This window comes from Nesterenkonia muleiensis, assembly GCF_003600155.1.
In the GTDB taxonomy this organism is placed as follows: domain Bacteria; phylum Actinomycetota; class Actinomycetes; order Actinomycetales; family Micrococcaceae; genus Nesterenkonia; species Nesterenkonia muleiensis.
In genome coordinates, this window is the sequence record NZ_QWLD01000048.1 from 1 (window position 1) to 26,223 (window position 26,223).

25 protein-coding genes and 2 tRNA genes are annotated in these 26,223 nt (G+C 64.5%); 14 read left to right on the plus strand and 13 right to left on the minus strand.

The window, feature by feature from the left end:
* The first annotated feature begins 157 nt into the window (after window positions 1-157).
* Complete coding sequence (locus DVO78_RS14165) at window positions 158-1,438, plus strand: citrate synthase (protein WP_120005698.1); 1,281 nt, start codon at window positions 158-160, stop codon at window positions 1,436-1,438.
* Between the two features lie 973 nt (window positions 1,439-2,411).
* Here DVO78_RS14165 and DVO78_RS18250 read toward each other — a convergent pair.
* The 3 genes from DVO78_RS18250 to dapD form a co-directional block, all read right to left on the minus strand.
* A complete protein-coding gene (locus DVO78_RS18250) occupies window positions 2,412-3,368 on the minus strand; it encodes a hypothetical protein (protein ID WP_338016584.1) in 957 nt (318 codons plus the stop codon).
* A 238-nt stretch (window positions 3,369-3,606) separates the two neighbouring features.
* The gene (locus tag DVO78_RS14185) at window positions 3,607-4,674 is read right to left on the minus strand and encodes a hypothetical protein (RefSeq protein ID WP_157984057.1); all 1,068 of its coding nucleotides are present in this window, start codon (window positions 4,672-4,674) and stop codon (window positions 3,607-3,609) included.
* Window positions 4,675-4,712: 38 nt separating this feature from the next.
* On the minus strand, window positions 4,713-5,675 hold the full coding sequence (gene dapD / locus DVO78_RS14190) for a 2,3,4,5-tetrahydropyridine-2,6-dicarboxylate N-succinyltransferase (RefSeq protein WP_120005708.1): 963 nt from the start codon (window positions 5,673-5,675) through the stop codon (window positions 4,713-4,715).
* 379 nt (window positions 5,676-6,054) lie between these two features.
* On the opposite strand from dapD, the gene DVO78_RS14195 reads away from it, so the two are divergent.
* Both DVO78_RS14195 and DVO78_RS14200 read left to right on the plus strand, forming a co-directional pair.
* Window positions 6,055-7,071: a TAXI family TRAP transporter solute-binding subunit gene (locus tag DVO78_RS14195; RefSeq protein WP_120005710.1), complete on the plus strand. Its 1,017-nt coding sequence runs from the start codon at window positions 6,055-6,057 to the stop codon at window positions 7,069-7,071.
* A complete protein-coding gene (locus DVO78_RS14200) occupies window positions 7,068-9,251 on the plus strand; it encodes a TRAP transporter permease (protein ID WP_120005712.1) in 2,184 nt (727 codons plus the stop codon). The genes DVO78_RS14195 and DVO78_RS14200 overlap by 4 nt, the downstream gene beginning before the upstream one ends.
* Before the next feature lie 8 nt (window positions 9,252-9,259).
* Here the strand turns inward: DVO78_RS14200 and menC are convergent, their stop codons facing one another.
* Window positions 9,260-10,393, minus strand: a complete 1,134-nt coding sequence (gene menC, locus DVO78_RS14205; protein ID WP_120005713.1) for an o-succinylbenzoate synthase — start codon at window positions 10,391-10,393, stop codon at window positions 9,260-9,262.
* Window positions 10,394-10,416: 23 nt separating this feature from the next.
* Complete coding sequence (locus DVO78_RS14210) at window positions 10,417-11,214, minus strand: GNAT family N-acetyltransferase (protein ID WP_157984058.1); 798 nt, start codon at window positions 11,212-11,214, stop codon at window positions 10,417-10,419.
* A gap of 45 nt (window positions 11,215-11,259) precedes the next feature.
* On the opposite strand from DVO78_RS14210, the gene DVO78_RS14215 reads away from it, so the two are divergent.
* Window positions 11,260-11,952 carry an SDR family oxidoreductase gene (locus DVO78_RS14215; RefSeq protein WP_120005717.1) on the plus strand — a complete coding sequence of 231 codons (693 nt, stop codon included), beginning with the start codon at window positions 11,260-11,262 and terminating at the stop codon, window positions 11,950-11,952.
* Window positions 11,953-12,031: 79 nt separating this feature from the next.
* Here the strand turns inward: DVO78_RS14215 and DVO78_RS14220 are convergent, their stop codons facing one another.
* The gene (locus DVO78_RS14220) at window positions 12,032-12,229 is read right to left on the minus strand and encodes an LOG family protein (RefSeq protein WP_120005719.1); all 198 of its coding nucleotides are present in this window, start codon (window positions 12,227-12,229) and stop codon (window positions 12,032-12,034) included.
* A gap of 81 nt (window positions 12,230-12,310) precedes the next feature.
* Between DVO78_RS14220 and DVO78_RS14225 the strand changes: the two genes are divergently transcribed.
* Both DVO78_RS14225 and purU read left to right on the plus strand, forming a co-directional pair.
* A tRNA-Asn gene (locus DVO78_RS14225) sits at window positions 12,311-12,382 on the plus strand.
* Window positions 12,383-12,446: 64 nt separating this feature from the next.
* A complete protein-coding gene (purU, locus tag DVO78_RS14230) occupies window positions 12,447-13,316 on the plus strand; it encodes a formyltetrahydrofolate deformylase (protein WP_120005721.1) in 870 nt (289 codons plus the stop codon).
* A 53-nt stretch (window positions 13,317-13,369) separates the two neighbouring features.
* Here the strand turns inward: purU and DVO78_RS14235 are convergent, their stop codons facing one another.
* A complete protein-coding gene (locus tag DVO78_RS14235) occupies window positions 13,370-13,858 on the minus strand; it encodes an Hsp20/alpha crystallin family protein (RefSeq protein ID WP_120005723.1) in 489 nt (162 codons plus the stop codon).
* A 45-nt stretch (window positions 13,859-13,903) separates the two neighbouring features.
* On the opposite strand from DVO78_RS14235, the gene DVO78_RS17620 reads away from it, so the two are divergent.
* The gene (locus DVO78_RS17620; protein ID WP_157984059.1) at window positions 13,904-14,098 is read left to right on the plus strand and encodes a hypothetical protein; all 195 of its coding nucleotides are present in this window, start codon (window positions 13,904-13,906) and stop codon (window positions 14,096-14,098) included.
* Between the two features lie 47 nt (window positions 14,099-14,145).
* Complete coding sequence (locus tag DVO78_RS14240; protein WP_120005725.1) at window positions 14,146-15,015, plus strand: siderophore-interacting protein; 870 nt, start codon at window positions 14,146-14,148, stop codon at window positions 15,013-15,015.
* Window positions 15,016-15,046: 31 nt separating this feature from the next.
* Here the strand turns inward: DVO78_RS14240 and DVO78_RS14245 are convergent, their stop codons facing one another.
* Window positions 15,047-15,496: a hypothetical protein gene (locus DVO78_RS14245; protein WP_120005727.1), complete on the minus strand. Its 450-nt coding sequence runs from the start codon at window positions 15,494-15,496 to the stop codon at window positions 15,047-15,049.
* A gap of 108 nt (window positions 15,497-15,604) precedes the next feature.
* Between DVO78_RS14245 and DVO78_RS14250 the strand changes: the two genes are divergently transcribed.
* Genes DVO78_RS14250 through DVO78_RS14260 form a run of 3 tightly spaced genes read left to right on the plus strand, consistent with a single transcriptional unit; the run spans window position 15,605 to window position 18,402 of the window.
* Entirely contained in the window at window positions 15,605-16,420 is an 816-nt protein-coding gene (locus DVO78_RS14250) for a phage holin family protein (RefSeq protein WP_157984060.1), read from the plus strand.
* Window positions 16,421-16,430: 10 nt separating this feature from the next.
* Window positions 16,431-17,213, plus strand: a complete 783-nt coding sequence (locus tag DVO78_RS14255) for a CDP-alcohol phosphatidyltransferase family protein (RefSeq protein WP_120005842.1) — start codon at window positions 16,431-16,433, stop codon at window positions 17,211-17,213.
* Entirely contained in the window at window positions 17,206-18,402 is a 1,197-nt protein-coding gene (locus DVO78_RS14260) for a glycosyltransferase (protein ID WP_202912207.1), read from the plus strand. The genes DVO78_RS14255 and DVO78_RS14260 overlap by 8 nt, the downstream gene beginning before the upstream one ends.
* Here DVO78_RS14260 and DVO78_RS14265 read toward each other — a convergent pair.
* Window positions 18,399-19,487, minus strand: a complete 1,089-nt coding sequence (locus DVO78_RS14265) for a glycosyltransferase (protein WP_120005733.1) — start codon at window positions 19,485-19,487, stop codon at window positions 18,399-18,401. The two genes, DVO78_RS14260 and DVO78_RS14265, sit on opposite strands and share 4 nt — an antisense overlap.
* Window positions 19,488-19,545: 58 nt before the next feature.
* Here DVO78_RS14265 and DVO78_RS14270 point away from each other — a divergent pair, with 58 nt between their 5' ends.
* The 3 genes from DVO78_RS14270 (at window position 19,546) to DVO78_RS14280 (ending at window position 21,186) form a co-directional block, all read left to right on the plus strand.
* Window positions 19,546-20,559 (plus strand): zinc-dependent alcohol dehydrogenase, encoded by a 1,014-nt coding sequence (locus DVO78_RS14270; protein WP_120005735.1) that lies wholly within the window; start codon window positions 19,546-19,548, stop codon window positions 20,557-20,559.
* Window positions 20,556-20,960, plus strand: coding sequence for a 6-pyruvoyl trahydropterin synthase family protein (locus DVO78_RS14275; protein ID WP_238385323.1), 405 nt, complete (start codon window positions 20,556-20,558; stop codon window positions 20,958-20,960). The genes DVO78_RS14270 and DVO78_RS14275 overlap by 4 nt, the downstream gene beginning before the upstream one ends.
* A gap of 152 nt (window positions 20,961-21,112) precedes the next feature.
* Window positions 21,113-21,186 (plus strand) — tRNA-Ile (locus DVO78_RS14280).
* A gap of 14 nt (window positions 21,187-21,200) precedes the next feature.
* Here DVO78_RS14280 and DVO78_RS14285 read toward each other — a convergent pair.
* The 4 genes from DVO78_RS14285 to DVO78_RS14300 all read right to left on the minus strand — a co-directional run bounded on the left by DVO78_RS14285 (window position 21,201) and on the right by DVO78_RS14300 (window position 26,197).
* The gene (locus tag DVO78_RS14285; RefSeq protein ID WP_120005737.1) at window positions 21,201-22,406 is read right to left on the minus strand and encodes an acyl-CoA dehydrogenase family protein; all 1,206 of its coding nucleotides are present in this window, start codon (window positions 22,404-22,406) and stop codon (window positions 21,201-21,203) included.
* 81 nt (window positions 22,407-22,487) lie between these two features.
* Window positions 22,488-23,708 carry a CaiB/BaiF CoA transferase family protein gene (locus DVO78_RS14290; RefSeq protein ID WP_120005739.1) on the minus strand — a complete coding sequence of 407 codons (1,221 nt, stop codon included), beginning with the start codon at window positions 23,706-23,708 and terminating at the stop codon, window positions 22,488-22,490.
* 186 nt (window positions 23,709-23,894) lie between these two features.
* The gene (locus DVO78_RS14295; RefSeq protein ID WP_120005741.1) at window positions 23,895-24,806 is read right to left on the minus strand and encodes a 3-hydroxyacyl-CoA dehydrogenase family protein; all 912 of its coding nucleotides are present in this window, start codon (window positions 24,804-24,806) and stop codon (window positions 23,895-23,897) included.
* Entirely contained in the window at window positions 24,803-26,197 is a 1,395-nt protein-coding gene (locus DVO78_RS14300) for an aldehyde dehydrogenase family protein (protein ID WP_120005743.1), read from the minus strand. Before DVO78_RS14300 ends, DVO78_RS14295 begins: the two co-directional genes overlap by 4 nt.
* Window positions 26,198-26,223 lie beyond the last annotated feature (26 nt).

Sequence of the window (26,223 nt, forward strand, 5' to 3'; positions counted from 1 at the left end):
CGCTTCAGGTGTGATGGCCGCGGTCACGCGGCCGAGAGGCGAGCGGGGTTTCCCCGCCGCCGGAACCAGCACAGAAACATATTTCCGCCGGTGACCAGCAACACGGTAGGTTATCTGATGATGACACCTACGCGTGCTTAATGCATAAGGAGACCATGTGAGCGAGCAAACCCCAGCGAGCCTGGAGTACCAGGGTCAGGAACTTGAGCTACCAGTGGAGTCCGCCGTCGAGGGAAACGACGGGTTGAGCATCGCTCCGCTGCTGAAGAGCACCGGCGCGGTGACCTACGACCCCGGGTTCATGAATACCGCCAATACGAAATCGGCGATCACCTACATCGACGGTGATGAGGGGATCCTGCGCTACCGCGGCTACCCCATCGAGCAGCTGGCGGAGAAGTCGAACTTTCTCGAGGTGTCCTATCTGCTGATCTACGGTGAGCTGCCCACCCCGGCGCAGCTGGAAGAGTTCGACCACATCACTCGGCGGCACACTCTGCTGCACGAGGAGCTGAAGAACTTCTTCTCAGGGTTCCCCAGGGATGCCCACCCCATGCCGGTGCTCTCCTCGGCGGTGTCGGCACTGTCGACCTACTACCCGGACTCGCTGGACCCCTTCGACCCTGAGCATGTGGAGCGCTCAACCTACCGGCTGCTGGCCAAGCTGCCGACCATCGCCGCCTATGCGTACAAGAAATCGGTGGGGCAGCCCATGCTGTACCCGGACAACAGCCTGAGTCTGGGCGAGAACTTCCTGCGCGGCTGCTTCGGGGTGCCCGCTGAGCCCTATGAGGTGGACCCGGATGTGGCCAAGGCGCTAGATGTCCTGCTGATCCTGCATGCTGATCATGAGCAGAACTGCTCCACCTCCACCGTCCGGCTGGTCGGCTCGGCCCAGGCCAACCTGTTCGCCTCCATCTCCGCAGGGGTCAACGCCCTCTACGGCCCGGCCCACGGCGGGGCGAACGAGGCGGTGCTGAAGATGCTGCGGCAGATCCAGGCCGGCGATGTCAGCCCCGAGGCCTTCATGGAGAAGGTCAAGAACAAGGAGGACGGGGTCCGACTGATGGGCTTCGGGCACCGTGTCTACAAGAACTACGATCCGCGGGCGCGTGTGGTCAAGGGCATTGCCGATGACCTGCTGGCCAAGCTCGGCGGCGACGACGAGCTCTTCGACATCGCCCAGCGCCTCGAGCAGAAGGCTCTGGAGGATGATTACTTCATCGAGCGCAAGCTCTACCCGAATGTGGACTTCTACACCGGACTGATCTACAAGGCCATGGGCTTCCCGGAGAAGATGTTCACCGTGCTCTTCGCCCTAGGGCGGCTGCCCGGCTGGATCGCCCAGTGGCGGGAGATGATGGGGGATCGCACCACCAAGATCGGCCGCCCCCGGCAGATCTACACCGGCTACCCCCAGCGCGACTACCCCGCCTGAGCCGCGAGCCCGGTTCTTGAGCCGCCGAGCCGCCGTCGTCCTGCCTGCGGTAGTCCCGGCCGCACGATGAAGGTCCGTCCTCGCCCTCCACAACAATCGAGTGGCCGTTTCTGTCGCTAATTCATGCCTTTGAAGGCCGAATTAGCGACAGAACCGGCCACTCGGCGAAGGAGGTGGCCCGAATGATGCCGAACGGAATCGAGCAGCGGGTCATCGAGGCCGCCGAGGAACTGGCCCGTGCCCTTGGCGCCGACCCCAATCACACGGTGGCCGCGGCCGCGCTGGACACTCAAGGACGGCTGCACACGGCGGTGAACGTCTACCATTTCACCGGCGGCCCCTGCGCAGAGCTCGTGACGTTAGGCGTGGCTGCTACTGCAGGCGCTGGACCACTGGTGGCCATTGCCGCTGCCGGGGATGAGGGCCGCGGACTCATCCCGCCCTGCGGGCGCTGCCGCCAGGCGCTGCTGGACCTGCACCCGGACGTTCTGGTCGCAGTGCCCACAGAGAACGGACCACAGATGCGGCCCATCCGCAAGCTGCTGCCTGATACGTACTTCTTCCCGGACGCCCAGGCGCAGCGCATACTTCGGTTTAACAAGCGTTACTACGATGCCGTGGCTTCAGACGCGAAGACCGTCACCATCCGCTACGACGAACTGGTGGCCGTCGGTCCGGCCATTTTCTATTTCGAGGACGACGACGCCCACGGGCCACTGCGCGGAACAGTCACTTCGGTGACTCCATACCCCCTGAATAGCCTCACCGTGGAGCAGGCACATCTGACTCCCGGCACCGCTTGGAGTCGCTCAAGGCGGGGCTCCGTGGGCATTACCCGGAGATGTCCGATGACGCCGTGGTTGATGTGGTCACTTTCATCGTTGAGCCGACGCAGCCCTGACGTTTCACCGGTTGATCGGTATGCCCGGGGTTCCTGGATTCGCGGCCGCCCCGCACTGAGCTGGAGTTCCGCTTATGGGCTCCAACCTTGGTGCAGCAGGGCGCGCCTGATCTTGGCGATGGCTCCGGTCCCGCCATTGCGCATATGCTCCCGGGTGATTCGTACCTCGGTCCAACCCAGCGCCTCAGTGCGCTCCTGACGGCGGATATCCTTGACCATCTGCTCCGGATCGCTGTGGTACTCCCAGCCCTCGTATTGGATGGCGATCCGGTATTGCGGGATGCTCAGATCGGGTTGTACAACCCGCTTGCCCTGTTCATCGCGGATCCATGCATTGACCTCGGCCCGGGGGAATCCGGCCTTACCCATGTAGAAGCGCAGTCTGGTCTCCTGCGGTGAGTCGACGCCCTCCCGGCTGAGCTCCAAGGCCAGACGCGCGCCGACGATGCCCCGAGCGCTCCCGCGCCGATGAAGCGCCGCTTCGAGTTCTCGGCCGGATACCAGAGGCTGAGGGTCTTCACCGTACTCCGGCCGTCCGAGCCGTCGGCAGTGGTCGGCGTAGATCAAGGCTTCAAGCACAGTGCAGGAAAGGGCAACATCCACCCAGGTTCTCGCAGGGCTGGTGATCGGCAAGCCCTTGACCACCAGCTGGTCGGCTTCCGAGACGTGGCTTCGGTGCGCTGTGACCAGACCGGGACGCTTGATGCGTGAGCCAGCGGCTGGTGTGGTCACGTGAAACGGCGGTGCCAGTTCCTCCTGGATGATTCCCCAGAGTGAGGCAGCCGTGTGATGGCTGACGAGGTGAGGTGTCCCACGGCACAGCGCCTCCAAAGTGGTCAGGTGCTGCTCCGCAGTGGTATCCCGTCGCGGAGCGTAGAGGCCACGAGCTGCTGAAAGGAGTTCTCCGGCGCGCCTGGCATGCCGGATCTCTCGCTGCATGAGCGTATCGCTGAGTTCCTTGTGCTGCATACCGCGGATCGGCAGTGGGTAGTCGCGCGGGCGTCGTCGTTGGAAGCGATACTGTGCCATGTATCTGTGATCTCACGATTCAGCTGGGAGCAGGAGTGCTGGAGAGATATCTGTGGAGAACCCGGCGCGTCGTGATGCTCAACGGTGAGCTTGTGGAGAAGGTTGCGCGGCTTCTAGGACGCACCTCGTTGACTGGCCGCGTGGGACGCTAATTCATCTCTTTTCGGCGCGAATTAGCGTCCCACGCGGCCAGTCGATGGGAGGGAAAGGGGAGGGTGGCGCTGGTGTGATGCCCCGCTCAGCTCTCGCGGGTGAAGCCGATCAGGACAGTGCCGCTGGGGGTCGCTGCCCCAGCCTCTTCATCAAGGCGGTTCCAGCGCGCGGAGTCACGGTCCCACCGGTAGGGGGCCGAGGTCACGGACTGAATGCCATAGTCCCGGGCGGCGGTAATAGCCCAGTGGGCGAGCATCCACTGGTAGTCGGAGGCGCCGTCGGACTCTGGCAGCGCCACGTAGACCAGAGGCTCTCCGTCCGCCTCGGTGACCTCGATGATCCCTTCAAGAATGGGTTCGGGGACGAATTCCTCGCCGTCCTCATCGTCTCCGTTCTCCCCGTCCTCCTCGGGTGCGGTGAACGGGATGTCAAGGGCGCGGGGCAGCACACTGGCCAGCTCATCGGCTACGCCGCTGGGATCCGGCCCGGGAACCTCCAGCTGAGAGATGTAGCACGTCATGTCCGGCCCTCCGGTCTGCCCGGTCAGCGGCCATGCGAAAGCCTGAGCCATAGAGCTGTGGCGGGGGTAGAACTGTGGGTTGTGCGGGCGCTGCAGGATCTCGGCCGTCTCATCCAGCGGCATGTCCGGATTCCAGAAAGTCTCCTCCTCCGACTCGGAGTCCTCACCGCTGTCCTCATCATCCTCTTCCTCATGGCCTGCGTTCCAGGAGTCCTCCAAGACGTCGAAGAATCCGTCGACGGTCACCGCCACCTGCTGCACCTCGGAGCCGGAGCTCCAGTCGGGGGCTCCCCGGGCGAAGAGCACGTGCTCCCCGGGGGCCTCGCCGGCCTCGCGGAGGGCCAGCTCAGTCTCCTGCAGCGAGATGGCCAGGGCGTGCACGGCAGCCTCTGGAGGAAGGCCGCGGTCCACCGATGAGGCCGCGAGCACCGCGGCGTGATGCGCCCGGTTCGGGGGCAGCTCGTGAACGTCCTCGCCGACGGCCACCTCGCAGCGTTCGTCGAGAAGAAACTCGTTCTCCTCGATGTACTGCCAGGTGCCGTAGGAGGCTCCTGCCACCAGCGCTGTGGTCACACCGAGGGCGACCAACGCCCGGCGTCGCCTCTTGCGCCGGGCCACAGGCCGGGTGGTCACCGTATTCCGGCTTGTGCGGAAGGGGGTCATGGTCAGCCTCAGTTGACGTGCAGAATGGTGTTGAGCTCGACTTTCTGACCTGTGCTCGGGTCAAGGTTACGGGGGCGTGCCTGCACCCGGCCGGTCACTGAGTCGCGCAGGAACAGCAGCCCTGCTGACCCGGAGAGCTCTGAGCCCTTGGCTGTGCCGCGAACGCTGCCGTCCTCATTGAGCACCGTGACCTTGGTCCCGGCGGTGACGTAGAGGCCGGCTTCGACCACGCAGTCATCACCCAGGGAGATGCCCACCCCGGAGTTGGCACCCAGCAGAACACGCTCACCCAGCGAGATCCGTTCCTTGCCGCCTCCTGAGAGAGTGCCCATGATGGAGGCGCTGCCGCCGATATCGGTCCCATCACCGACGACGACGCCGGCAGAGATCCTTCCCTCGACCATTGAGGCACCCAGCGTTCCTGCGTTGAAGTTGACGAAGCCCTCGTGCATGACGGTGGTGCCCTCCGCCAGATGAGCACCCAGGCGGACTCTGTCTGCATCAGCGATCCGCACCCCTTGGGGAGTCACATAGTCCACCAGGCGGGGGAACTTGTCGATGGCTTGCACAGTGACCTGCCCCCGGGTGCGCAGGCGCAGCCTGGTCTGCTCGAAGCCGTCCAGCGGGCAGGGGCCGAAGTTGGTCCAGACCACATTGGCCAGATGTCCGAAGATGCCGTCCAGGTTGATGCTGTTGGGTTCGGCAAGCCGGTGCGATAGCAGGTGCAGACGCAGCCACACATCAGAGGTCCCGGCGGCCTCTGCGTCCAGATCGGTCTCCACGGAGACAGCTTGCAGTGTGACCCCCCGTTCAGCGTCCTCGCCCTCAGCTGCGGTGAGCTGGGACGTCAGTTCTTCATCCTCCCGCAGCGGGGAGAGCGCGGGGGAGGGGAACCAGGTGTCAAGAACTGTGCCGTCTGCGGCGATGGTGGCGAGTCCGTGGCCTGAAGCGATACGAGCGGTAGAAGTCATGATCCCATCCTACGTATGACAGTGGGATGACATGCAGGAGAAAAAACTCAGGCTCGCACAGGTGAGGGGCATCCAGTGCCGTTTGAGGGTCCCCCGACCTCCAGGCTGCGCCTCCGGTGAACCGGAGCTCAGCAGAGGGTACTCCTGGTCGAGCGTCTGACCGATGTGCCGTGAGCCCATCACGGCCCGGCGATGATCGGATGCCAGGGCCAAGGTTACGTTTTCGTTTCAGTGCACTGATGGGGTGGCCGAACTGCCGTGCTCTAGTTTAGGGTAAACCCGACAGGGGTGGCTGGGGGATATTCTTGTCAACGGCTTGTGTTGAGGGGCGAACCGAGCCAGTCGCACCTGAAGGATCACTCGATCAGGAGGAACAACAATGACGATTCGCCGAACTGCCGCAGCGATGACTGCTGTGGCCGCTATGACCGCACTTGCCGCATGTGGCGGAGACGACAATGGGGATGCCAACGGGGACGAGGACGAGGATCTCGACGTCGAAGTCGGCAGCGAAGATGACTTCATCACCGACCTGGAGTTCACCACCGGTGGCACCGGTGGCACCTACTACCCGCTAGGCGGTGAGTTGGCCGAGATCTTCTCGTCCGAGACTGATGCCTCGGTCAACTACGTGGAGTCCGGAGGCTCCGGTGAGAACCTGGGCCGGATCTACAACGAACAGTCGCAGCTGGGCCTGACCCAGAACGATACCGCCGCCGAGGCCTTCACCGGTGAGCTGGAGGATCTGGACGGCATCGAGATCGACAACGTGGGATGGATCGCCAACCTCTATCCCGAGGCCATGCACATTGTGGTCCGGGAGGACTCCGGCATCGAATCCATCGATGACCTGGATGGCGCCACCATCGCAGTGGGAGACGTGGGGTCCGGAACCCGCATCATCTCCGATGCGATCCTCGAGTACTACGAGACTGACTTCACCCCTGAGGTGACCGACTTCGGCGCCTCCACCGAGATGCTCGCCGACGGCCAGATCGATGCTTCTATGTTCGTGGCCGGGCCACCGGTGGCTGCACTGACCCAGCTGGCCGCCACCACTGATGTGACCCTGCTGACGCTGGACGAGGCCGACGCCGAGGAGATCGCCGGGGACGCTCTCTACGACCCCTACAGCATCTCCGCCGACAGCTACGACTTCCTGGATGAGGACGTCACCACTCTCTCGGTGTTCGCCGTGCTGGCTGCCTCCACCACTCAGGTGAGCGAGGATCTGGCATACGACATCACTGCGGCTCTGTTCGACAACGCCGAGCAGATCACTTTGGATGTGGGCGAGAACATCGATGTCGAGGAAGCCCTCTACGGCATCGGTGATCTGCCGCTGCACCCCGGTGCTGAGCGCTACTTCGAAGAGCAGGGCATCGACCGGCCGTGAGCCGCACCTCCCCAGCCGACCAGTCCCGGGCGTCGGCATTTCCAGAAGACGCCGTCCCCGGGGCTGGGGCTGAGGAGAAGGCTGAGGAGGTCCTCCGTGAGCATGACATCTCCAGCCGGTTTCGCACGGAGCTGGGTTGGTGGGGCTGGCTCGTGGGAGCCATCTCGATCGCCTTCACCCTCTATCATCTCTATGCGGCGTTCTTCCGTCCCTACAACGCATGGATGCACGGGTCCCTGCACGTGGCCGGCGCCCTGGCGCTGATCTTCCTGCTCTACCCGGCCTCCAAGCGGCTTTTGCGTCCCGACCCGAACGGGAACATGTGGGTCAACCTGCTCATCGGCAGGCACCGAGGCATCCCATGGTACGACGTGCTGCTGGCTGCAGCCGCTACCACCTGCAGCCTCTACATCTTCTTCCGCTACGAGTATCTGGTCTCCAACCAGGTGGCCATCCTCGGCTACAGTGACATTGACATCCTGATCGCCAGCCTCGGCGTGGTACTGGTGCTGGAGGCCACCCGGCGCTGCGTGGGCATCCCGATTGTGGTAGTGGCCGGGGTGGCCATTCTCTACGCACTGTTCGCCACCGGTGATCGGATGCCCGGTGACTGGGGCCACCGCGGTCAGGACTGGAGCGAGTTCGCCACCAATATGTTCCTGTCGGCCGGACAGGGCATCTTCGGCACCCCCATCCGGGTCTCCTCCGAATTCATCTTCCTCTTTTTGTTCTTCGCCGTGGTGCTGCTGCGGACTAACATCGGCCAGTTCTTCAACGACCTCGCCTTCCGTGCTGCTGGACGGTTCAGCGGCGGGCCCGCCAAGGCCGCGGTGGCCGCCTCAGGCCTGCAGGGCATGGTCTCCGGGTCATCAGTGGCCAACACCGTGGCTTCGGGCTCCTTCACCATCCCGATTATGAAACGGGCCGGGTTCAAGCCTCACGTGGCCGCAGCTACTGAGGCTACCGCCTCCACCGGTGGACAGTTAGTGCCACCGATCATGGGTGCTGCGGCGTTCATCATGGCGCAGAATGTCGAAGGGATCGAATACAACGATCTGATCGTCATAGCGATCATCCCTGCCCTCCTGTACTTCACCGGTGCATTCCTGTCGGTGCACTTCGAGGCCAAGCGCAATGAGCTCAAAGGCATCGCCCCGGAGCTGCTGCCCAGCTGGAAGTCCATCGTCACCCGCATCGACATGCTTTTGCCGCTGGTGGTCATCATCGGCACCCTGCTCGGTGGGGCGAGCCCCATGCGCGCAGCCTTGTTCGGGATCGGCACCGCCTTAGGCATCAGCCTGCTGCGTGCCCTTGTGGAGCACCTGCTCCCGGTCATCAGCGAGGCCACCACACAGGGCAAGAGTCCGGTGGCCGAGACCGGCAAGATGGCCCTGGCCCTGGTCTATGTGGTGATGCAGATGCTCATCGCCGGCGCTCGCACCGCCCTGCCGGTGATCGCCGCCTGCGCCTCCGCCGGCCTGGTGGCCGGAACTGTCACCTCCACCGGACTGGGTGGCCAGCTGGGTCGCGGACTGGTGGACCTGGCCGGTGGGAACTTCATGTTGGTGCTGGTGATGGTGATGGTCGCCTGCATCATCTTGGGTATGGGCCTGCCGACCACCGCCAACTACGTGGTCACCGCCACCGTGGCCGCACCGATCCTGATCAACCACTTCGACGTGCCGCATATTGCTGCGCATATGTTCGTGTTCTTCTTCGGCATCCTGGCCGATGTCACCCCCCCAGTGTGTCTGGCCGCTTTTGCTGGTGCCGGCATTGCGGGAGCCAATCCGATGCGGGCCGGGGTCACCGCCACCCGGATCGCCATTGCAGGCTTCCTCATCCCTTATGCCTTCATTCTGGAGCCAGCTCTGCTGCTGCAGGGCACTTTCGCTGAAACGCTCATTCCGCTGCTGACGGTTATCCTGGGCATGATCTGTGTGGCATCCGGCTTGGCCGGCTATCTGATCGCCCGAGGCACAGTGACTGACCGTATCCTGCTGGTGGTCGGAGGCATAATGCTGATCTACCCCGACGTCGTGATCTCCGGCATCGGACTGGCCGTAGTCGCCGTGGGTGTGGTCATCCAGGCTGTGCTGCGTGCCCGGGGCCACAAGGCCAACACAGACGCCGGCGAAAGCCTGGACATGGATATTCCCACAGCCTCCGCCACCAGGTGAGGGCCACCTTATGCGGTGAACTGCTTGATCTGGGTGGCGTGTTCGGCGATAAGCTCGGTGCGCACCTGTGCCCCCAGACCAGGTGCGCCCGGAACAGCGACGACGCCGGCCTCGGCAGTCACCGCGGGATCGATGATGTCTGCGGCGTAGTACTTCTCACTGGCAGAGACGTCACTGGGCAGGGTGAAGCCCGGCAGTGAGGAGATCGCCACATTGGCCAGCCGGCCGATGCCGAATTCGTGCATCCCTCCGCACCACACCGGCCATCCTGCAGCCTGGGCAAGGTCATGGGCAGCCCGTGCCGCGCTGAGTCCGCCCATGCGGGACACTTTAATGTTCAGCACGCCACCGGCCTTCAGCTCGATCGCGGTGCGCAGATCGTCCAGGGTCTCGACGGACTCGTCCAGACAGACCGGAGTCTCCAGCTGCGCGTGCAGCGTGGCAGAGTCCAGGAGGTTCCTCGGAGCAAAGGGCTGTTCGATCATGGTCAGCCCATAGGGGTCCAGGGCGCGCAGGGCATCAAAGGCTTCTGGGGTTCCCGGATAGGCGCCGTTGGCATCCACATGCACATCGAGATCCGGGTAGGCCGAGCGAACAGCCCTGACCGGCTCAAGATCCCAGCTTCGCCCACCCGGACCTGCCGGGGCGATCTTCAGCTTCACCCGCGGATATCCGGACTCCACATGCATGGCCACCTGTGCCAGCAGGTCATCGATGCTCGGCTCGATGCCCAGGGAGACCCCTGCCACCACCGTGCTGCGGGTACCGCCCAGTGCTTGGGCCAGGGACTGTCCTGCGGTCTCGGCAAAGAGCGTCCAGGCCGCCATCTCCACCCCTGCTTTGGCGAACCAGTGCCCCCGAACTTTGCCGAAGAGCTCGGAGAGCTGGTCGGGGTGCTCCCATTCCGCGCCCAGCACCGCAGGGATGAGGTACTCGGCGGCAGTGTGCCAGGCGATGGAAGTGGTCTCTGCTGCATAGAACGGTCCGGCAGGAGTGGCGATCTCACCCCAGCCGGTGGCGCCGCTGGCGTCAGTCAGCTCCACCAGCAGATGCCGCAGTGAGGACTTCCGGTGGCTGGACGTCTCAAAGGAGTGGACCAGGGGAAGCTCCACATCGTGGAGAGTGGCGTCAGTGATGCGCATAGAGAGTCAGGTCTTCTTTCTGTTCAGTCCTTCGTAAAGGTGTACACGGCAGTGTGCGGGTCGGTGCGCAGGCAGGAGATGGCAGCGTATCCCTGATCGAACAGCCCGCTGATCTGGTTGCGCAGACCGGCAGCGAGGTCCGGATCCACCGGCTTCGCGGCAGGCAGCCCCAGGTGTGCGCCGTCGTCGTCCTGCCGGAGCTCACCGACTGTCAGTGACGGGGGCGGGAAGGCAGCGGGTGCCTGGGCGGCGCCGTCGCCTTCGGGCGCCGGGGCCTGGGAGTCCGCGGCACCGCCGAAAGTCCATTCAACGGTGATCCGGTCGGTGCCGGGCAGGCCCTGGGCGTCTGGGGTGTACCACCGGCCGTTGGCTCCGAGCACATCTAGGTTGAAGTGGGCATTGCGGGCCAGCAGCGGATCATAGGTCCAGCGCATCCGCTCCGCGCCGGAGCGGGAGGCCATGGCAGCCTGCACACGCTTCAGGGACCGGCCCACGCCCTGGCCCTGAAGGACGGAGGAGACCACCGCGGCCTGCGAGAAATGGTAGATATGTGCCTCCTCGCCGACCTCCGCTGCAGTCCAGCCGTAGGCGAAGGCCAGCACCGTACCGGAAGGGTCCACCGCGCCGACCACCGAGCCGGAGTGCTTCAGCAGGGAGCTGAGCATCCTCGGGTTGAGCGATTCGTCCTCGCCTGCATATCCGAAGACACCGCGGTAGAGCTGGCATGCCTGCTTGAGTTCGCCGTAGTTGCTGAGTTCGCGCACCATGAGCCCGGAGCTGAGGACCACCCGCTCAACGGGGGAGTGGGAAGCAGAAGACATGTCTCCCAGCTTAGTCCTGCCGGTCCCCGGCTGTATGGTGGATCCATGGCTGAGAAGGTTGCATTGATCACAGGTGGCTCGCGCGGGATCGGCAAGGCGATCGCTGCGGAACTCGGCACTGACCATCACGTGCTGGTCGGCGGCACTGACCCGGACCGGGTCCACGGGGTGGTCAGTTCGCTGCGCAGCGCAGAGCCTTTTCTCGCGGACCTGAGCGACGCCGATGCTGTGGCCCGGGCCTGGGGAGCGATTGGGCTGGAGCGGTTGGATGTGTTGGTCCACTCCGCGGGCCTGGCCTGGATGCGTCCGGTGGGCGAGGCCCCGCTGGATCAGTGGCGGCAGATGTTCGAGGTCAATGTCTTCGCCGTGGCCGAGCTGACCCGGCTCACCCTGCCGGCGCTGCGTGCAGCCGGCGGTCAGGTGATCACCATCAACTCTGGCTCCGGCTACCGGTCCGGCGCAGGCAGCGCCCTGTACTCCGGGACCAAGTTCGCCCTGCGAGCCTTCTCCGATGCCCTGCGCGAGGAGGAACGCGGAAAGGTGCGGGTGACCTCGCTGCATCCCGGCCGTGTGGATACCGAGATGCAGGTGGCCCTGCAGGCCTCCTACGGGAACACCGAGTACGACGGCGCCCGGTACATTTCACCGGAGGCGGTGGCCAAGACCGCCCGGCTGGCTGTCGACAATGAGGCGGGCTCGGTGATTGAGGAGCTCACCATCCGTCCCGTCGGCGCGTGAACAGCTGATCAGAGGTCCCGGGCCGACGGCTGCCAGGCCCGCAGCTGGGCAACCTCACGCTCCACCAGGATCTCCAGGGTCACCCCACCACCTGCCCGCCGGCCTCCAGGGCGGAGTCGGAGACCTGCCCCATGAGCCCGACTTTGCCGCCGCCGTAGACGAGTCCGATGCCAGCCCACCCCAGCTCTGCGCCCAGGGTGCGGGCATCCTGCTGATAGGCAAGATCGTGACCGGATGTTCCTCCGGTGAAGACCGTGATGCGGCTCAGTTCAGTCACTCGACCATCTTATGAGTGGCGCGGCTCGGAGCCGGCGATTTCTCATCGGCACGGACCTCCTGCTAAGATTTCTAGGTCCATTCCTCCGTAGCTCAATGGCAGAGCACTCGACTGTTAATCGAGTGGTTGCTGGTTCGAGTCCAGCCGGGGGAGCGAATCCGCCCTCACCCACACGGGTGGGGGTGTTTTTTTGACCGCACTGCCGACTCGGAGCCCCATGAACACTGAGCAGCGTCCCGATATCGCCCGTCTGATCATCTCCTGCCCGGACCAGCACGGGATCGTCGCTGCCGTCTCCGAGCTCATCGCGGAGCTTGACGGCAACATCATCTCCCTGGACCAGTACTCCACCGGGGTGGAGGGCGGTCAGTTCTTCCAGCGCACGGTGTTCCACCTGCCCGGGCTGCACCAGCGGCGCCAAGAGGTTGAGCAGAGGATCCAGTCCCACCTCGCCCAGCGGTTCTCCATGGAGTTCCGCCTCTCCGAGGCCGCCCAGCCCAAACGGGTGGCGATCTTCGCCTCCAGGACTGATCATTGTCTGCTCGACCTCTTATGGCGTCACCGGCGGGGCGATCTTCCCATGCAGATTCCGCTGGTGATCTCCAACCATGCGGATCTGGAGGAGGATGTCCGCCGCTTCGGCATAGACTTCCACCACATCCCGGTGGACCGCAGCAAAAAGTCTGCCGCCGAGAAACAGCATCTTGACCTGTTGGCCGACTCTGTCGACCTCATTGTGCTGGCCCGGTACATGCAGATCCTGTCCCCGCAGTTCCTGGAGCGCGTCGGGGTGCCGATCATCAACATCCACCACAGCTTCCTCCCGGCGTTCATCGGCGCGGGTCCATATCAGAAGGCCAAGGACCGTGGGGTCAAGCTGATCGGTGCGACTGCGCACTACGTCACCGAGGATCTGGATGAAGGGCCGATCATCGAGCAGGACGTCATCCGCGTCTCCCACGCCGACGACGTCGCCCAGCTCACTCGCTTCGGGGCGGATGTGGAGCGTGCGGTGCTCTCCCGGGCGGTCAAATGGCACTGTGAGGACCGGGTGCTCCGCCACGGCAACACCACCATCGTCTTCTGAGCCCAGAGAAAAAGGGGCCGCCAGATGGCGGCCCCTACGAATGCCTGAGCGAGTCAGGCGTCGATCTCCTTCTGGCTGTCAGCCTCGGAGGTGCTCACCTGGGTGGCTGAGGAGCCAGAGGTGATCCGGATCTTCTGCGGCTGCTCCGCGGCGTAGACTCCGGCCACGCGCACCGTCAGCACCCCGGCGTCATAGTCGGCGGAGATGCTGTCCTGCTGCACAGCCTCAGGCAGATGGAGGGTGCGGGAGAAGCTGCCGTAGCGGACCTCCCGAAACCCTTCAGCCTCATTGCGGACTTTTCGCTCGCCGGAGATGGTCAGGGTCCTGCCCCCGTTGGACAGCTCAACAGAGACGTCATTGACGGGATCCACTCCGGGAAGATCCACCGCCGCGACCAGGTCTTCGTTCTCCCGGCGAGCGTCCACTGCGGGGAGGAACCCGGAGCTGCGCTGTTCGGAGTTGACCTGTGCCGGACGGGCTTGGCGGAAGAAGTCCTCGACCAGGGCGAAGGGATCGAGGCGGGTAATCGGTGAGTTGATCATGAGCGATCAGCTCCTTTCGTCGAAAGCAACTCATCACCTACAACGGTGGACAGCACCACGGCGGCGCTGTCATTGAAGAAGAACACCGTTGCGGACAGTCATATTCCCAAACTTGAGTCAACGTCACTAAAGTTTTTGCGCGTCTTGCTGTGGATGGTGGCTCTGGCGGGCGGTGCGTCCTGTCCGGGCGGTTCGGGCGTCGTCGTGCCCTGCGCTTTTAGTTACATTCGTCTTGCGTAGTGAAACTGCGAAGTGCTTAGGGTCACCTATCTTGTAGGCTGGTGGCTATGTCAACTCAGTCCGCCCCCGCCGCACCGCCCACCGCCCAGCCAGCTCGCCCCCGCAAGCCCAGGGTGCAGCGCCTCCTGGAGGTGGTGGGCACTGAGCAGCTGACCCCCCATCTGATCCGGGTGGTGCTCGGTGGTGAGCAGTTCGATCAGATCGAGTTCAAGACTGATACCGACCAGTACATCAAGCTGCTCTTCGCGGACCCGGCGCTGGGGCTCACCCGCCCCTATGATCTGGAGGCTCTCCGGCAGGAGCTGTCTCCGGAACAGCTGCCGGTGACCCGCACGTACACCATCCGGCGCATCGATCGTGAGCAGAAGCAGATCTGGGTGGACTTCGTCATCCACGGGGACCACGGGGTCGCCGGTCCCTGGGCAGCCCAGGCGCAGCCAGGGGATACGATCAGTTTCTTCGGTCCCGGCTCCGGGTACGCACCGCGGGCAGACGCTGACTTTCATCTGATGGCCGGGGATGAGACTGCTCTGCCGGCCATCGCGGCAGCTGTGGAGAGCCTGGACGCTGGGGCGCGTGGCCTCGTGGTGTTGGATGTCGCCAATGCGCACGAGCACATCCCGCTTTCGGCGCCGGAGGATGTAGAGGTGCGCTGGCTGCACCGCGGCGGGGACTTTACCCCGGAGAACGCCCGGCTCGCTGAGCACCTGCAGAGCATCGAGCTGCCCGCAGGTGATGTGCAGGTCTTTATCCACGGGGAGCGTGAGCAGATGAAGCTCATTCGGCGGCTGCTGGTGAACGAGCGGGGCCTTGAGCGCCGCGGCATGTCGCTCTCTGCCTACTGGGCATACGGCCGGGCAGAAGATGCGTTCCAGGCCGAGAAGCGGACGCCCATCGGCAAAATCGATCCAGAGTAGTGATGGCCAGTCCCGGCGGCGGGCTGAGGCTTCAGCCGGAGACCCCGGCGCTGGTGCCGATGATCAGCGCAACGATCATCCAGCCGACCAGCACCAGCACGGTGACAGCAGAACAGATGCCGCCGAAGCGGGTGTGGCCCTGAAGCCGGTGGTCGGCACGGTCACGCATGGTGCCCGAGATCAGCAGGAACAGATCGATGACGGTCCACGCGCCGACGACACCGAGCATAGACAGCCCGATCATGGACATCTCGAGAACCAACAGCACCGCACCTGCGATGAACATTGATGTCTTCAGCACCGCGGTGGGGAAGTAACCCAAGTAGTAGCGCTGGGCACCGATGGGTCCCAGGAACAGGGCAAGGGCCCAGGCGAGAAGAAACTTCTTCTCCGACAGCGGCTGATTCTCGAAGGCCAACCGGTCCTGATCGGTGTACGTGTTCGCGTAAAGCTCGTCAAAATCATAGTCACCGGACATCATGGATGATTCTACTCCCCGCCCCGACTGTAGGATCAGCCGCCCGCACGGGGCCCAGGTGGTAGTTTGGAAGTGATTATCCGCTTATCAACTATGGATGGAGGCGCTGTCTTGGCGCAGCACACCAAGAGCCCGGCCTCGAAGCCTTCGCTGATCGAGATGGTGAAAGTTCTGGCACGCCTGGGGCCCAAGCAGATCAACGATGAGATCACCTTGGCTGTGGCTCAGCTGAAGGCCAAGGGTGTGGCCGCCGGTATCGCGGCGGCGCTGATGGTGGTCGGTCTGGTATTCGTCACCTTCCTGGTGGTGGCCCTGATCGTGGCGGCCATCGCCGGCTTCTACGCTGCTGGATTTCGCCTCTGGGCGGCTGCGCTCATTGTGGCTGGGGCGTTCTTGCTGATCGCGCTGCTGTTCGCACTGATCGGTTTGGTGAAGCTGAAGCGGGCCATGCCCCTGGCACCGGAGGACGCTATCCGCGGCTTCCGCCTCGATCTCGGTGCAGCCCGGGAAGGCACCAGCTTCGATCCCAAGTCCTTGGACCGGGCAGACGAGGAGCGCCGTCAAGCCAAAGAGCGGGCCAAGCGCGAGCGGGCTGAGCAGAAGAAGCGTGACGCCAAGACTCCCGGGGCCGGTGATCCGAAACAGCCCAGCTACTCAGAGCTGCTGCGCCGCACCGCACTGCGCCGTGATCATATTGCCGGGCTGCAGGACCAGATCCGGACCCGGTTTCCGAAGAAGAAGCCGGCGGACGATGAGCTGGCCAGCTCCCCGATAGCACAGGCGGCGCCGTCGCCTTCCCACGGTGCAGCTGAGGAGCAGGCATCCGGCGCCAAGGAGTTCTTGGCTCAGCGGTGGAAGCCGCTCACCGTGGCCGCCGGATCGGCTGCCGCTGCCGGGGCATTCCTGCGTGAGCTGATCAGGAAATAGACTTAGCCCCGTGAGAATCATTGGTGCCGGGACCCGCGAGGGTTTCGAGTACACCGTCAGAGAGACGTTCTGGACTGTGCCGAACGTCATCACGGTTCTGCGGTTCCTGCTGGTTCCGGTGTTTGTGCACTTCGTGAGTCAGGTCGAGTACATGACGGCGTTCTGGGTGCTGGTCGCACTGGCCGCCACCGACTGGATCGACGGGTTCATCGCCCGGTTCTTCGACCAGATGTCCACTGTAGGCCGTTGGCTCGACCCGTTGGCCGACCGGCTGGCTATGGTGATTGTGACCCTGACCCTGGTCTACTTCGAGATTGCCCCGGAATGGCTGATCTGGGCGATCCTCATTCCGGATTTGGTGCTTTTTGCGAACTCTGCCCTGCTGTTCGCCGGAAGCCCGCATCTTCCCGTCTCCGGAATGGGGAAGGTGCGCACCGCCTGCCTGATGATCAGCCTGCCGATGCTGCTGCTGGCTGAGCTGCCGGAGTTCTCCGGATGGCTCGGCGGGCTCTTCCCGCTGGTCGCCGACTCCCTGCTGGTTGCCGGGGCAGTCATGCATGTCATCGCCTCCATCGACTACTTCATCCAGGCCCATGCCAAGTTCCGCCGGTTGCGCACAGCCGGCATCAATACCTGGCGCCGCAGCAGCTGGGCGAAGCTTGGGGTGCGTGTGTCTCCGCGCGATCCGTTGCTGTACCCGGACCAAGAAGGCCGGGCACCCGCAGCGTCGGCGGCCCCTGAGCAGCCGCAGGACAGCGCGGAGCGGCAGGGAGGACGCAGCGTCAGTGAGTGACCGTCCACCCCTGAGGATACTCATCGCCGCTGATACCTACCCTCCTGATATCAACGGCGCTGCTGTGTTCGGCCACCGGCTGGCCAAGCATATGGCCGCCCGCGGCCATCAGGTGCATATTGCCGCGGCCAGGACCGGCCCCGGGCCGGATACGGTGGAGCAGCGCGACGAGGCGACAGTCCACCGGTTCCGGTCCTTCAAAGCGCCCACTCACGAGTACTACCGTCTGTGCCTGCCTTGGCTGGTGGAGCCTGCCATGCACCGGCTGGTGCAGACAATCCAGCCCGATGTGGTCCACGTGCAGTGCCACTACATGATCGGCAAGGCAGCGATTCTCGCCGCCGAGGCTGCCCGGGTGCGCACCGTGGCGACCAACCACTTCATGCCCGAGAACTTGGACCCTTTCCTGCCGTTCCCCCAGTGGTTCAAACGGATTGTGGCCAAGAACTCCTGGAAAGACATGAGACGGCTCATGGGCAAAGCAGCCGTGGTGACCACCCCCACCCCGCTGGCGGCCGAGACGATGCGGGTCAAAGGCGGGTTCGACCATGTGCTGCCGCTGTCCAACGGGATCGATGTGGACTACTACAGTCTCCGGCCCGGCGAGAGGATCCCGAAGCGGGACAGGCCGACGGTGCTGTTCGTGGGACGGCTCGCGGTGGAGAAGAACGTGGATGTGCTGCTGGAGGCAGTGGCCAAGACTGACCCGTCTCTAGAGATCACTGCGGAGATCGTCGGTGACGGTGAACAGCGCGACGCGCTGCGCGAGCAGGCTGCCGCGCTCGGCATCCAGGAGCGGGTGGTCTTCCGAGGCTTCCTGGACGAGGCCCCTCTGCGTGAGGCCTACATCGCAGCAGATGTCTTCTGCCAACCCGGCACCGCGGAGCTGCAGTCATTGGTCTCGCTGGAGGCGATGAGCGCGGCCAATCCGGTGGTGCTGGCTGATGCACTGGCCTTGCCGCACCTGGTGGCCGAGGGGGAGAACGGCTATCTGTTCGAGCCGTTCAACAGCGACCAGCTGGCGCAGCAGCTCAACCGAGTCTTCCGCAAGACGCCGCAGCAGAGGGCGGCAATGGGCGCGCTGAGCCGCGAGAAGGCCGGCCAGCACGCCATCGGCAAGACCATGGCAGCGTATGAGGCGCTCTACTACGGCTCTGATTGGGTCGACACCTACCAGTTCGAGTACTAGGGCGCGGCCGGCTGTGCCAGCTGCGTGGCTAGTGCGATGAGCCGGTCGGCGGACGCCGCCCAGGAATAGTCCTGGCTGCGCTCTCTGGCCGCACGGCTGGCCGCAGCAAAGGTGCGGGGGTCCTCCAGAGCGTGTACGGCGGCAGCGAAGGCCGCGTCGTCGTCCCTCACTACCTGCGCTCCGTAGTGGTTTCTGGCGTTCCCGGTCACCTCGGTGAAGATCGGCAGGTTGGAGGTGATCACCGGTGTACCGTGGCTGAGCGCCTCCACCACCGGCAGGCAGAACCCCTCGGCCCGGGACCGGGTGACCAGGGCTGTGGCCCGCCGCAGCAGCTGGTGGTAGTCGGCCTCAGCGATTCCGTCGTGGAAGACCAGTTGGCCGGGCCGTTCTGCCAGCGCGCTCAGCTGTGCCCGCTGCGCAGGGCTGACGGGAGAACACAGGTGCAGCCGGTAGCAGGGAAGCCGGTTCAGGCCGGCAATGAGTGCAGGAACGTTCTTGTACCCCATGAAGGACCCCATGTAGACCAGGTCTCTCTCCGGGCGCTGATCCGGATCCCGCGGGGTCTGCACCGGTGGGGGAGCATTGGGGATCAGGTGCACCGGGCGAGCCGTCAGCCGGTGCTGGGCGATCAGCTGCGCTGTGGTCTCTGAGACAGTGGCCACCGCATCGGCTCGGTTCAGCGTCAACCGCTGCGGGGCATAGCTGACGTGGTAGAGCCGCCAGCCCAGCCGGACTGGGCCGGGAAGGTTCCCAGGGGGTGTGCGGTGTTGGTAGTAGATGAGGTCGTGCAGGGTCAGGATCAGCCGGTAGCGCCGCCCTAAGCTGCCCATGGTCTGCATGGGTGAGAACACCACATCGGGGCGGTGGGGGTTGATCTGCCGGGCGACGAAGGGTTCGCGCGCCGAGGTGGGTGAGCTGATGCGCAGATGGGGAAGATCCGGCAGCAGAGCCAACTGATCAGGATCGTGGATCAGCATGGTGACCTCTGTTCGCTCGGCCGCGGTCTGCGTCAGTGAGGCGGTGTAGCGGGAGATGCCGTCGTGCACACGCGTGCGGACATACCGGCAGTCGATGAAGAGCCTCATAGCCATAAGTCTCGCATTCGTAGAATTCTTATGGCCTGACATGGGACGATGAACTGTGATGACGTCACCGAACCCCATCGCGCGCGAGCTTTGGATCGACGCTGCCTTCTCCGCCCGGGTGCGCCGGAGGGCAGTGCCCGAACCCGGGCCCGGCGAGGTGCTGCTGGAGACTGAGATCTCCGGCATCTCCCCCGGCACGGAGTCTCTAGTCTACCGGGGAGAGGTTCCGGCGGCGGTGGCACCGCTGATGGCCGCCCCGCACCAGCTCGGCAGCCTGCCCTATCCGGTCTCCCACGGATACCTCAATGTCGCAGTGGTGCGCCAGGGGCCGCCGGAGCTGGTCGGACGGCGCGTCTTCACCCTGGGTGGGCACCGCAGCCACCTCGTCGTCCCCGTCTCTGCCTGCCATCGGCTGCCCGAGGACATGCCGAGCCAGCGTGCACTGCTGACCGGGATCGCCGAGGTCGGGCTCAACGCGGTCTGGGAGGCCCAGGCCACCCTCGGCGACCGGGTGGCAGTGGTCGGTGCCGGGCTGGTCGGACTGAGCACCGCGCTGCTGCTCTCCGGTCTGAGCCCCAGCAGGTTGCAGGTGGTCGAACTCGATGCCGCCCGCCGAGCCTATGCCGCTGAGCTCGGTCTTGAGGCGGTGGCTCCTGGGCAGGCTGCAGGGGACAACGATGCGGTGTTCCACACCTCCGCGACCGAATCGGGACTTTCGCGGGCACTGGAGATCACCGGCGACGACGGCGCACTGATTGAGATGTCCTGGTACGGCAGCAATGCGCCCTCTGTTCCGCTCGGTGCGGATTTCCATGCCCGCAGGCTCAAGGTGCTGGCCTCTCAGGTCGGCGAGGTGGCCGGGCCCAAACGGCTGCGCCGCACCCGGAAGCAGCGCCTTGCCTGTGCGCTGAGCATGCTGGATGCCAGGTTCGACGCTCTGGTGACCGGGTCCTCGCCTCTGGAGGAGCTTCCGGGGGTGCTGGATGCTTTCGCGCATGGGGCAGACTGGACCCGTGATGAGTTGCTGCATGTGGTGACCTATCGCCCCACCGATACCCAAGGAGAGCCATGATGTTCCAGCAGACGCCCATCTTCCGGGTCAGTGTTGACGATCACGTGATGATTGCGCACTCGCTTCCCGGGGAGTTCTTCGGCCCGGCACAGCAGCTCCACGGTGCCACCCTGGCCATCACCGCCACCTTTGAGCGCGTAGGGCTCGATGAACATGGTGTGGTGATCGACATCGGACTGGCCTCCGAACTGCTCTCCACGGTGCTGGACCGGTTTCGGTACCAAAACCTGGATGAGCACCCGGACTTTTTGGAGAAGATCTCCACCACAGAGGTGGTCTGCCACTATGTGATCACTCAACTGGCTCAAACACTGCCGGCCGGTCACGGGCTGCGTGGCTTGGAGGTTTCCGCTGATGAGCACCCCCGGGCGCGTGCTTCAGCGAGGGTTGAGCTCGGCTGATGCGCAGCCCGGGCATGATGCTCTCAGCAGCGCAGAGGAGACCGGCCGGTGGAATAACTCCGCGCTGTGCCGAATCCCGCAGCGTCGCAGCCCAGGTTTTCCCGACCTCAGATAGGATGGAGCGGCTGCCGATGCGATGCAGAGGCGGCCGGGGGGAGTTAGCTCAGTTGGTTAGAGCAGACGACTCATAATCGTTTGGTCGCGGGTTCAAGTCCCGCACTCCCTACTCTGAGGTTCTGGTCAGGGCCGTTTCGTCCGGGTGAATGCGGACATGCCGGTAATGTCGCGGCCGACAATCAGTGCCTGCATGGAGTCGGTGCCTTCGTAGGTGGAGACCACTTCCATGTCCGTCAGGTGGCGGGCGATGTGGTTCTCCAGCAGCAGTCCGTTGCCGGCAAGCATGTCACGTGCTGTTCTGCACATCTCCAGGGCCTTGCGCGAGGTGGTCATCTTCACCAACGAGGCCATCGCGGTGGTCAGCTCTTCGCGCTCCTGCAGCTCAGCCATACGAGTGCACATCAGCTGCATCGCTGTCAGGTCAGAGAGCATGGTGGCAAGCTTCTCCTGCACCAGTTGGTAGCTGCCGATGGGGCCGCCGAACTGTTCACGGAACAGTGCGTATTTGGCAGCGATCTCGAAAGCTGCCATACCATGGCCCACCGCTTCCCAGGAGGCGCCGCCGCGTGTGGCGCGCAGCACACGGTTCACCCCGGAGAAGGATTCGCAGTGTTCCAGCCGATTCTCCTCGCCAAGCCGCAGGTTGTCGATGACGATGTCGGCCTGGTTGATGGCCCGTTTCCCGACCTTGCCGGTGATCACCGTGGGGGAGTAGCCGCCGGGGTAGGTGCCGTCCTGCCGCTTCTCCACCACGAAGGCTTTGACGTCTCCGTCGGCCTCGTCCCGGGCGAAGAGCACGATGACGTCTGCGGCGTGTCCGTTGCCGATCCAACGCTTGTGGCCGTTGAGCACCCAGCCGCCTGTCTCGCGCCGAGCCGAAGTCTCCAGGGACACCGAGTCAGATCCGTGCGTGGGCTCGGTCAGGGCGAATGCGCCGGTCTTCTCGATCGCGGCCAGAGCCGGCAGCCACCGTTGGCGCTGTTCCTCGTTGCCGAGCATGTAGATCGACCCCATGCACAGGTTGGAGTGCACACCCAGGAATGTATTGACCGATCCGTCAATACGGCCCATCTCCCGGGCAACCAGTCCGGCCTCCTGGCGGGACAGGCCGGGACATCCGTAGCCGGGGATGAAGGTGCCGATGATGCCCAGTTCGGCCAAGCCCGGCAGGACTGCCTCAGGGAACCGGGCCTTCTCCCAGGCCTCGTTGATGATCGGCTCCACATGGGTGCGGCCGAAATCACGGACCCGGTCGCGCAGGGCACGGGCAGCATCGGAGAGATCGTTGTCCAGCAGGAAGTAGTCGGGGTCCTCGATCATATGGGTCATGGCGCTGTCTTTCGGATGAGATATCGGTTGGTTCTGCGGGGCTGACGCCCGTCTCGAGCCACGAGTTCGGCTCTACGAAGGTCAATGCGGGAGATGCTCAAGAGCGCGCTCGGCAGCAGTTTGCACAGGCTCCTGGTCCAGCCAGGCCAGCACGTCCTCGTGATCGGCGCCCAGCAGCGGAGGGGCCTTGTCGTAGCGGGCAGGGGTTCGGCTGAAGCTCACCGGATGCTTGATGGCCGGCACCGAGGTGGTGCCGGAGCCGGCCTCGACCACCGGTTTGAGTCCAAGGCTTTGGGCGAACTGGATGCCCTCGTCGATACGCAGGATCGGTGAGCAGGGTATGCCAGCCTCCTGGAGCAGCCCGAACCACTCGTCGGCAGTGCGCGATGAGAGTGCCCGGACCAGCAGCCTGCGCAGCTCTCCTCTGTTCTCGTTGCGGTCAGCCATGGTCTGGAACCGGGAGTCCTCTGACAGCTCGGGTGCGCCCAGGCAGGTGACCAGCCGGGTGAACTGGCGGTCGTTGCCGCAGCAGATGATGATGTTCCGGTCTGCTGCGGGGAATGGACCGTAGGGATAGAGGCTGGGGTGATCGTTGCCCATCCGTGAGGGAACGTTGCCTGCTGCGGCGAAGCCTCCGGTCTGGTTGACCAGGCCCGAGAGAGCCGAGGACAGCAGATCCAGCTCAAGATGCTGACCCTGTCCCGACCGGTCGCGTTCGTAAAGTGCTCCTAGGATGCCCACTGCAGCGTGCAGACCGGTCATCACGTCGAATATGGCAACACCGGCTCGCTGGGGTTCGCCGTCGGGCTCTCCAGTGATGGACATGGCACCGGAGACCGCTTGGGCCAGCAGATCATAGCCCGGCATCGTCCTGCCCTCAGCGGTCCCGAAGCCGGTGATGCTGGCGTGGACGATCTGCGGCCACCGAAGTCCGACGCTCTGGGGGTCCAGCCCGAAACGGTCCAGGCTGCCCGGTTTGAAGTTCTCCACGAAGACATCTGCCCGGTCGATCACCCGGTAGGCGGTCTCCAGATCGGACTCGTCGTTGAGGTCGAGCACTATGGAGCTCTTGTTCCGGTTCACCGACTGGTAGTAGGTGCTCACCCCGTCACGGTGCGGGGGGAGCCACTGACGCGTGTCATCACCTCCGGGCCCTTCAATCTTGATCACGGTGGCCCCCATGTCCGCCAGCAGCATGGTGCAGTACGGGCCAGCGAGCACCCGTGAGAGATCTGCCACCACGACCCCCTCCAAAGGGCGGCTCGCTGCGGTGTGGCTGTGTGTGGGGTTGGGTATGGTCATCGTCTTCCTTCGTCGGTCTGAGCTGGCTGGTCAGAGACCGGCCCCATGCGGTCGCTCGCAAGCGCCAGTGGCAGGCGAGTGCCTCTTACCAAACCACGCGCATTCTGAGCGGTCCAATACTTCTTGTCGCCTCGTTATTGCGGCCCGGGCACCAATCGCCTGCGAGGGAAGACAGGCGTTGTCAGCTCACGTGCTGTAGGTGTACCAGCCCTCGCCCGTCTTCCGCCCATATTTGCCCTTCTCATACAAGCGTGTGACGGACTCAGCAGGCAGGCTGCCGGGGTCGCCGGTCTGCTCGTATTCGGCCATACGGATCAGATAGACCACGTCAATGCCCACCAGATCCATCAGCTCGAAGGGCCCCATCGGGTGCCTCAGCGCGGTGCGGGCCGCTCGGTCGATGTCTTCAACATCGGCAATGCCCTCATCGTGCAGACTCAGGGCCTCACGCCGAATGGCGTTGAGAAGGCGGTTCGCCACGAATCCTGGGATCTCTCGCCGCAGCCGCACCACCGACTTGCCGAATGCTTCTGCCAGGGCGGTGACAGTATCCACCGTCTCTGCCGACGTCTCCGGATGGGGTACGACCTCAACACACTCCATGATCAGTGCGGGATTGAAGAAGTGCATGTTGCACACCTTCTCCGGACGACCGGTGGCATCTGCGATGCGGGAAGAGACGATGTTGGAGGAGTTGGTGACCAAGACAGTGCGTTCCGGCGCCACCGCGTCCAGGCTGGTGAAGAGGCTTCGCTTCACCGCGAGGTCCTCTACCGCGGCCTCGATCACGAGGTCCGTGCTGGCCACCGCCGCGTCCCGGTCGGTGGTGAAGGTCAGCCGATTCTTCGCCGCGGTCACATCGCCGCCGTCCCGGCGTCCCTTCTCCACATCCCGATCGACCCTCTTCCACAGCTGGTCCTTGGCGAGCTCCAAGGGATCCTGGGCGATGTCCACCAGGGCCGTCTCGAATCCGGCCAGGGCGGAGACCATCGCGATCTGCGATCCCATAGTGCCTGAGCCGATCACTGTGACGTGGCGAACGTTCGTCAACGACGCCGCCCCGTGGGCGGCTCCTGCGCTGTTTTCGGAACCGCTCATCGTGTTGCCGCCTCTGGTGCTTCAACGTCGCGGACCAGCTTCTGGTTGGCGAAGGCGACAAAGCCATCCCTGGCCAGCTCGCGCCCCACCCCCGAGCGCTTCACGCCTCCGAACGGCAGATCCGGTGCCGAGCGGATCAGGCTGTTGATCCCCACCATGCCTGTTTCAATCCGGTCTGCCACCGCCCTGGCGCGCGCACGGTCGCCCGAGAAGACGGTGCCGGCGAGACCGAACACCGAGTCATTGGCCATCTGGACGGCAGCCTCCTCACCGTCCACGGAATGAACTACCGCCACCGGACCGAAGAGCTCCTCGTGGTAGGCGCGGGCCGATTCGGGTACGTCCACCAGGATGGTGGGCGGATAGAACGCGCTCTCGTCGCCCTCCTTGCGTCCGCCTACGACGATTCGCGCACCGTGGGACACCGCCTCCTGGACGTAGTCGTCAAGCTCCCGGGCACCATCGGCAGAAGACAGCGGACCCATGGTGCACTCATCTGTGGCCGGGTCGGCCGGGACGTAGGATTTCATCGCGTCCGCGAAGTGAGTGAGGAACTCCTCGTACACCGACTCGTCCACAATGAAGCGCTTCGAGGCTGTGCATGCCTGGCCTGCGTTGTAGACACGGCCTGCGGCGGCCACTGTGGCGGCCTTGGCCACGTCGGCGTCGTCAAGGACCAGGAACGGGTCGGAGCCGCCCAGCTCCAGCACACAGCGCTTGAGGGCCCGGCCTGCGGCGGCTCCGATGGCCTCACCGGCGCGTTCGGATCCCGTGAGGGAGACTCCTGCGATGCGGTGGTCGCCGATCACGCCCGCCACCTGGCCTGAGGAGATGAAGGCATTGGCGTAGCCCCCCTCGGGGACACCGGCTTCACGCAGTACCTCCTCGATGGCCAGTGCCGACTGGGGGCAGTTCCTGGAGTGCTTGACGATCACAGTGTTTCCCAGCGCCAAGTTCGGCGCGGCGAATCTGGCCACCTGGTAGTAGGGGAAGTTCCACGGCATCACGCCCAGCAGCGCTCCGATCGGCTCGGAGCGGACGACGGCGGTGCCCTCACCGGTGATCGGCAGCGGATGGTCTGCGAGGAACGCTTCCAGATGATCGGCGTAATACTCATAGATCGAGGCCACCAGCTTGACCTCATTGCGTGATTGGGTGATGGGCTTGCCCATCTCCACTGTCAGCAGCCAAGCCAGTTCGTCCACTCGCTCACGGTGGATCTCCGCGGCTCGGCGCAACGCGGCGCTGCGCTGCTGAGCAGGTGTCGCTGCCCACCGCCGCTGCGTGGCGGCAGCGCGCTGCACCAGCGTATCGACCCCGTCGTCGTCGATCTCTGGATAGGTCGCGAGGACCTCCCCGGTGGCTGGGTTCATCGAGGTGTATACACCCATGTGGTTTCCTCTTCTCAGTGGGGTCG

Coding starts and splice junctions, on each gene's coding strand:
- DVO78_RS18250 (WP_338016584.1), bottom strand. CDS start 3,368: ATGGCACAGTATCGCTTCCAACGACGACGCCCGCGCGACTACCCACTG.
- dapD (WP_120005708.1), bottom strand. CDS start 5,675: ATGACTTCTACCGCTCGTATCGCTTCAGGCCACGGACTCGCCACCATC.
- DVO78_RS14195 (WP_120005710.1), top strand. CDS start 6,055: ATGACGATTCGCCGAACTGCCGCAGCGATGACTGCTGTGGCCGCTATG.
- menC (WP_120005713.1), bottom strand. CDS start 10,393: ATGCGCATCACTGACGCCACTCTCCACGATGTGGAGCTTCCCCTGGTC.
- DVO78_RS14210 (WP_157984058.1), bottom strand. CDS start 11,214: ATGTCTTCTGCTTCCCACTCCCCCGTTGAGCGGGTGGTCCTCAGCTCC.
- DVO78_RS14215 (WP_120005717.1), top strand. CDS start 11,260: ATGGCTGAGAAGGTTGCATTGATCACAGGTGGCTCGCGCGGGATCGGC.
- purU (WP_120005721.1), top strand. CDS start 12,447: ATGAACACTGAGCAGCGTCCCGATATCGCCCGTCTGATCATCTCCTGC.
- DVO78_RS14235 (WP_120005723.1), bottom strand. CDS start 13,858: ATGATCAACTCACCGATTACCCGCCTCGATCCCTTCGCCCTGGTCGAG.
- DVO78_RS14240 (WP_120005725.1), top strand. CDS start 14,146: ATGTCAACTCAGTCCGCCCCCGCCGCACCGCCCACCGCCCAGCCAGCT.
- DVO78_RS14245 (WP_120005727.1), bottom strand. CDS start 15,496: ATGATGTCCGGTGACTATGATTTTGACGAGCTTTACGCGAACACGTAC.
- DVO78_RS14265 (WP_120005733.1), bottom strand. CDS start 19,487: ATGAGGCTCTTCATCGACTGCCGGTATGTCCGCACGCGTGTGCACGAC.
- DVO78_RS14270 (WP_120005735.1), top strand. CDS start 19,546: ATGACGTCACCGAACCCCATCGCGCGCGAGCTTTGGATCGACGCTGCC.
- DVO78_RS14275 (WP_238385323.1), top strand. CDS start 20,556: ATGATGTTCCAGCAGACGCCCATCTTCCGGGTCAGTGTTGACGATCAC.
- DVO78_RS14285 (WP_120005737.1), bottom strand. CDS start 22,406: ATGACCCATATGATCGAGGACCCCGACTACTTCCTGCTGGACAACGAT.
- DVO78_RS14290 (WP_120005739.1), bottom strand. CDS start 23,708: ATGACCATACCCAACCCCACACACAGCCACACCGCAGCGAGCCGCCCT.
- DVO78_RS14295 (WP_120005741.1), bottom strand. CDS start 24,806: ATGAGCGGTTCCGAAAACAGCGCAGGAGCCGCCCACGGGGCGGCGTCG.
- DVO78_RS14300 (WP_120005743.1), bottom strand. CDS start 26,197: ATGGGTGTATACACCTCGATGAACCCAGCCACCGGGGAGGTCCTCGCG.